At 66.1% G+C, this 5,767-nt stretch carries 4 protein-coding genes; 3 read left to right on the forward strand and 1 reads right to left on the reverse strand.

The annotated features are described in order from the left end of the window. A partial coding sequence (locus J7528_RS08270) for a TonB-dependent receptor plug domain-containing protein (RefSeq protein ID WP_291872722.1) occupies nt 1-1,847 on the reverse strand: 1,847 nt, incomplete at its 3' end. A 233-nt stretch (nt 1,848-2,080) separates the two neighbouring features. Between J7528_RS08270 and J7528_RS08275 the strand changes: the two genes are divergently transcribed. The 3 genes from J7528_RS08275 to J7528_RS08285 form a co-directional block, all read left to right on the forward strand. Continuing rightward, nucleotides 2,081-2,731 carry a sigma-70 family RNA polymerase sigma factor gene (locus J7528_RS08275; RefSeq protein ID WP_291872724.1) on the forward strand — a complete coding sequence of 217 codons (651 nt, stop codon included), beginning with the start codon at nt 2,081-2,083 and terminating at the stop codon, nt 2,729-2,731. Next, nucleotides 2,709-3,665, forward strand: a complete 957-nt coding sequence (locus tag J7528_RS08280; protein WP_291872726.1) for a FecR domain-containing protein — start codon at nt 2,709-2,711, stop codon at nt 3,663-3,665. Before J7528_RS08275 ends, J7528_RS08280 begins: the two co-directional genes overlap by 23 nt. A gap of 35 nt (nt 3,666-3,700) precedes the next feature. Continuing rightward, nucleotides 3,701-5,767: TonB-dependent receptor plug domain-containing protein (locus J7528_RS08285; RefSeq protein ID WP_291872727.1), on the forward strand; the 2,067-nt coding region annotated here is incomplete at its 3' end.

Raw genomic sequence — 5,767 nt, forward strand, 5'->3', positions numbered from 1 at the left:
AAGGGACCGCTGTAGATCCACTGCAGCGCCTCGCTGTTATTGGCGTAGTCGTAGTCGCTGCGCGTCAACTTACCGCCCGCCTTCCAGGTCACGGGAACCTGGCCGACGTGCCCGTCGAGCTCGAAATTCAGGCCGCCGCCGAGATTCCTGGCTTCGATCGACGAGCCTGAGGTGGTGCGGATCTGGGGGCGGTTGGAGCCGTTGACCGTGCCCAGGGTGTAGCTGGCCGGATCGGACCAGTCGGGGCCGCTGATCTGGCGGATCTTCCAATCCTGATCCAGCAGATTGCTGCGCACGGCGCTGAAGTTGCCGCGCGTGGTCAGGTCGTTGAGCAGGGCGGAAACCTGCCCCTTGGAGCCTGAATCGTAGCGGCTGTTCGAATTCGAATAGGAGAGGTAGCCGTCCATCCGAAAACGACCGCCGTTCCATTCGAAGCTCGGCACGAGGCTCTTGGTCTCCCCGACCTTGTAGGTATAGGTGTTGACCAAGCCCAAGGTGCTGGTGGTGTCGGCGGCGTTGGTGGTGAAGTCCAGCGCTGCATCGCCATGGCCGACCACGCCTCGGGTGCGCGCCGCCGTCGTGAAGGTCGGAACGATCTGCGCCGGGTCGATATCGCCGCGGTTATAGTTCGCCGCCAGCGACAGCACGAGATTGTCGGTGGCCTTGAAGTCGAGGCCGAGTGAGGCGGACTTGCGATTGTATTCCCGGACGTAGAACGAGCCCGCGATCGACGTCACGGCATAGCGGTCAGGGCTGACCGCCGTCGGGATGTAGTTGCGGCCCGCCGTGGTCTGTTCCTGCTCGATCACCGTGGTGGAGTCGCTCAGGCCCAAGGTCACGCCCAGCCGGCCGTCGAGGAACACGTCGGCATAGGTGAGCTGCGCCATGGGGAGGAACTTCTTGCCGCCGTAGCCGCCCTCCCGCCAACCCGTCTTGAAGCCATCCCAGAGCCCGGTCTGGGTGGAGCCGCCCAGCTGCACGGTGATGCTGCGGCCCTTGCGATCGAAGGCCTTGCGGGTGCGGATGTCGATCGTGCCGGCCGGGGCATTGGCGTCCATGTCGGCGCTGGTGGTCTTGGAGACGCTGATCGAGTCGATCCCGGTCAGGGCCAGCTGCTCGAAACTGTACTGGCGCGACGTCGGCGACGTCGTGCTGGTATTGGCGTCAGCTCCGCCCGCCAGCGATCGGCCGTTGATGGTGATCCCCGTGTAGCGTGCGGGCAGGCCGCGCAGCGAGATGTTGCGGGGCACGTCGTCGGCGACGACGTCGAAGTCGACGCCGGGCATGTACTTGAGGAACTCCGCCGGATTGCCGTCGCCGATCTCCCCGAAGCTCTCGGCCGACAAGGTGTTGACGATGTTCATCGACGCGCGCTGCTCCATGATGGCGCGCGCGTCGCCCTCCCGGGCGCCCAGCAGCACCACCACCTGGTCGACGTTGTTGGCCTCTGCCGAGCTGGCTTGAGCGGACGCCGCCGCCAGCGAGCTGCGCAGCTCGACATCCTGCCGGGTCGTCGTGCCTGGGCTGACGCTCACCGTCACGGTGCGGGTGACATAGCCGGTGAACTCCACGCTCAGCTGCACGGCGCCGGCGGGCACGCTGTTGATGCGGAATTCGCCGCGATCCCCCGACGTCGCCACCTGCCGGCCGCCGATCTTGATGATGGCGTTGCGCAGATAATCCCCCGTCGCCGGATCCAGCACCGAACCCGTCACCACGCCCGAGCCTTGGGCCGATGGGGCGGAGAGATCCGAGGTCCGCTGCTGGGCCGAGGCGTGCCCGGCCAGGCCCAGCGCCATGAGAGCGACACCGCAGCCAAGCAGCGCCTTACGCGTGTTGATGGTCATCTTGATCCCCGTCTCGGCCTCCCAAGCGTGGCCGGTCCTGAACGGGGTCGAACGCCCTTCGAACTTCCTCCAACTGTCTTTGAAAATTCACAGAGGCGGGGAAACCACTCCGAGTTCCGGAGCAGGCGCCTGTCGGCGAACCTTCATAAAAAGTCGCTAGTCCGGACGGCGCTGATAGTGGCGTCGCGGAGCTGCCGCGAAGCGATGTCTACGCGGGTATACGGAAAGCAGCTTTGGCGAAGGCAGTGGGCGCTGACGGGCAAGATGCGAAGGGCGTAGACGCCCTGGCGATGCACCGCGAGCGCGCCCGCTGGATCGCGCGCCATATCCTGCCCTACGAGGCCGAGCTGCGGCGCGCCCTGAAGCGGCGCGCGCCTGTGGGTTTCGAGGTCGACGACATCATCCAGGAAGCCTACGCCCGATTGGCGGCGTCGCCGTCCGTCGACCACATCCACAGCCCGCGAAGCTATCTCTACCGCATGGCCGGTGGAATCATGACCGACTATGCTCGCCGGCAGAAGGTCGTGCCGATGGTCGTGGTGGAGGATTACGAGGCCATCGGGGCGGCCTCCGCCGATCCTTCGCCAGAAGCGGTTGTTCTGCATCGCGACCAGTTGAGCCGCCTGAAGCGCATCTTCTCGCAGCTGCCCCCGGCCGTCGCCGAGGTCTTTCGGCTGCGGCGGATCGACGGCATGAGCCAGAAGGAGGTCGCTCGACGCCTGAAGGTGCCTGAGAGCACGATCGAGAAACGCATGGCCCGAGGTGTTTATTTGATCGCCCAGTCTTGGGAGACAGGCGGAAACGGCGAGGCTCGTTCGACTAACTCGGACGGCCTGCTAGGGGCTCGGAATTTGGACCACGATGACCCTGCCCGAGACCGCTGACGCCATTAACCGGGACGCCGCCGACTGGGCGGCGCGCGCGGACCGCGGATTGACCGAAACCGAGGCCGCCGAACTCGCCACGTGGCTGGCGGGCGACCCACGACGCCTCGGCGGCTACATGCGCATGACCGCCGTCCTGGCCGCCACCGAGGTCGAGGGCGCGGCCGATGAGGTGTCGCGGACGAGCCGTCAGGCCATGGCGGGGCCGACCCGCCGGTGGTGGATCGCCGGCGCGGCCGCGGCCGCCTCGATCGCCGGGGTCGGCATCTACCTCGGGCTGGCGCGCTCGCGCGTCTATGAAACTCGAAAGGGCGAGACGCGCGTCCTTGCCCTCGAGGACGGCTCCATCGTCACCCTCAATACCGCGACGCGCCTCGAAGTCCGCTATTCTCGGAACCTGCGCCATGTTCATCTTGTGAGCGGGGAGGCTCTATTCGACGTCGCCAAGAATCGCGCGCGGCCCTTTGTTGTCCAGGCGTCGAACGTGGATGTCCGCGCTGTCGGCACCAGCTTCACCGTCGCGGCGACCGCCAGCCGGACCGTCAAGGTGCTGGTGCGGGAGGGCGTGGTCGAGGTCGCCCGACCTTCCATCTCGACGGCCGCGCCCATGCGGATGAAGGCGAATACCCGCGCGCTCATCGGTGACGCGACCGCGCCCATGACCTTTATTCAAGTGAGCGCAGTCGAGGTCAGCCGTGAACTGGCATGGCGCGAGGGGCGGCTGGTCTTCGCCGGCGAGAGCCTGTCGACGGCGGCGGCCGAGTTCGCCCGCTACAGCGACACCCGCATCGTCGTCCAGGATCCCACCTTGTCCGCCAGCGGGGTGGCGGGGGTGTTCGACGCCAACGATCCCGTGGGTTTCGCGCGCGCCGTGGCGGGGAGCCTGGAGAGCCGGGCCGAGGTCCGCGAGGGCTACGTGGTGATCACCCGCTGAAGAGCAACGCGTTGGGAGCCGAGACGGGGATCGCTATGATCATCGACCCGCGCAAGGCGCTTCTCGGATCCGGCGTCGCTCTCATGGCGCTGGGCCTGGCCGGCTCGGCCCTGGCCCAGCAACGGACCTTCAACATCCCGGCCCAGGATGCGATGACGGCCATCAGCCAGTTCGGCCTCCAGGCCCGCGTCCAGATCACCGCGCCGACCGACCAGCTCCGCGGCGTCCGCACACGCGACCTTCGCGGCGACATGGATGTGCGCCGAGCCCTGACCATGCTCCTGCGGGGCACCGGGCTGGAGGTCGCGTCCCGCGACGGCGGCGTCATCGTGCTGCGCCCCGCCCGAACTTCAAAGTCCAGCAAAGCCGGACATGGCGTCGGCATCGTGGCTGGCGCGGTGCTGGATCCGGTCATCGGAGACTATCTGCGCAACGCGATCATCAAGATCGACGGCCGACAGGTGGCGACCTCGGGGGATCGTGGCGAGTTCCGCATCAACAGCGTGCCCGCGGGGGCCGTGCGGCTGAGCGTTGAATTCACCGGCTACATGCCTAGGACCGTGATGGTGGGCGTCAGGGCAGGGCTGACCACTCGGCAGGACATCGAGCTGCGCAGCTCACTGCCGGCGAAGTCCGCTCAGGAAGTTACGGGCGTCGACGAGGTGGTGGTGCTGGGCGCCCGTGAAGGCGACGCGCGCGCCATCATGGAGCAGCGCGCCTCGATGAACATCGTCAACACACTCTCGGCCGACAGCTTCGGAGAGATCGGGGACGGCAACCCGGCCGAGTTCCTCAAGTACATGCCCGGCGTGGATTTCGACGTCGTCGCCGACGACATACCCCGCAACATCTCGCTGCGCGGCCTTCAATCCAAATACACCCGGGTCGTCATCAACGGCCGAGCGCTCGCCGGCGGCACGGACGCCAACACCAGCACCACGTCGCCGACCTCGCGCCAGTACAGCTTTGAGCAACTGGCCCTGACGGCGATCGACTCGATCAGCGTCTCCAAGACCACCAGCGCCGACATGGACGCCAACGCCCCGGCCGGCACGATCGACATCCGCACCCGCAAGGCCTTCGACCGCAAGGGCCGCAGCATCACCGTGCAGCTGGGCGGCTCCACCCACACGGGGCTTTGGGATGGTCGTAGGACCGGTTGGCAGGAAGGCGGCTACGGCGGCAAGAGGTTCCTGCCCACGGAACAGATCACCTACGCCGATGTGTTCCTGGACGGCCGGCTGGGCGTGACGGCGGGCCTGAGCGACTCCACGACCCTGATCGAACAGGAACAGACCACGGCGGGCCGCAACTACCTTCCGACAGCCGCAAGTCCCGATCCCTATGCGGTGACCTCGATCGCCGGGGCGTTCTACGTCCGTGAATACAATCGCAAATCCGCCTTGCTCGGCCTCGATTTCAAGGCCACCGACCATCTGATCCTGTCGTTGATGGCCAGCTACAATCGCGGCGATATCGACTCCAGCACGACCCGGCCGACCTTCACGACGCTGGCGCGCGGCCGGGGCGTGGTCGGCCATGGCGACGCGGCCCTGGACTTCACCACCAACGCCGCCGAAACCGCCAACACATTAGCTCTGTCCAATATATACAACTACAAGGTCGGAACCACCCGCACCGTCGCTCCAGGTTTCGAATGGAGCCGTGAAAAGATCAAGGCGGACGGATACCTGTTCTACTCGAATTCAGGCAGCGGATATCGCGAGAACAAGAAAGGCTATCTCTACAGCCTGATGAACAGCGTGGTCGCGCGCGGAAACTTCAGCGCCGTTCGAAGCCGCCTCCTGGATCAGGACTGGAAGATCCGGCAGATCAGCGGTCCCGACTGGTCCGATCCGGTCAGCTATGAGCTAGGGGCCGTCGGGGACTCAACGCGTCCTCAGGTCCAGAGCAATGTCGGGTCCACGGTTGAGACGGACATGGCCGGCGGCGCATTGAATGTGCTTGTTGATGGGAAAATCGGGGATCTGAAGGTCAGCTGGAAGATCGGGGGCAAGTTCACCCGAGGAGACTACGACTACGCTGACATGAGCGAGGCGCTGCAGTGGATCTACAACGGTCCGCTGAGCAACGCCGAGTTC

Source organism: Caulobacter sp. (genome assembly GCF_017744445.1).
Classification (GTDB): domain Bacteria; phylum Pseudomonadota; class Alphaproteobacteria; order Caulobacterales; family Caulobacteraceae; genus Caulobacter.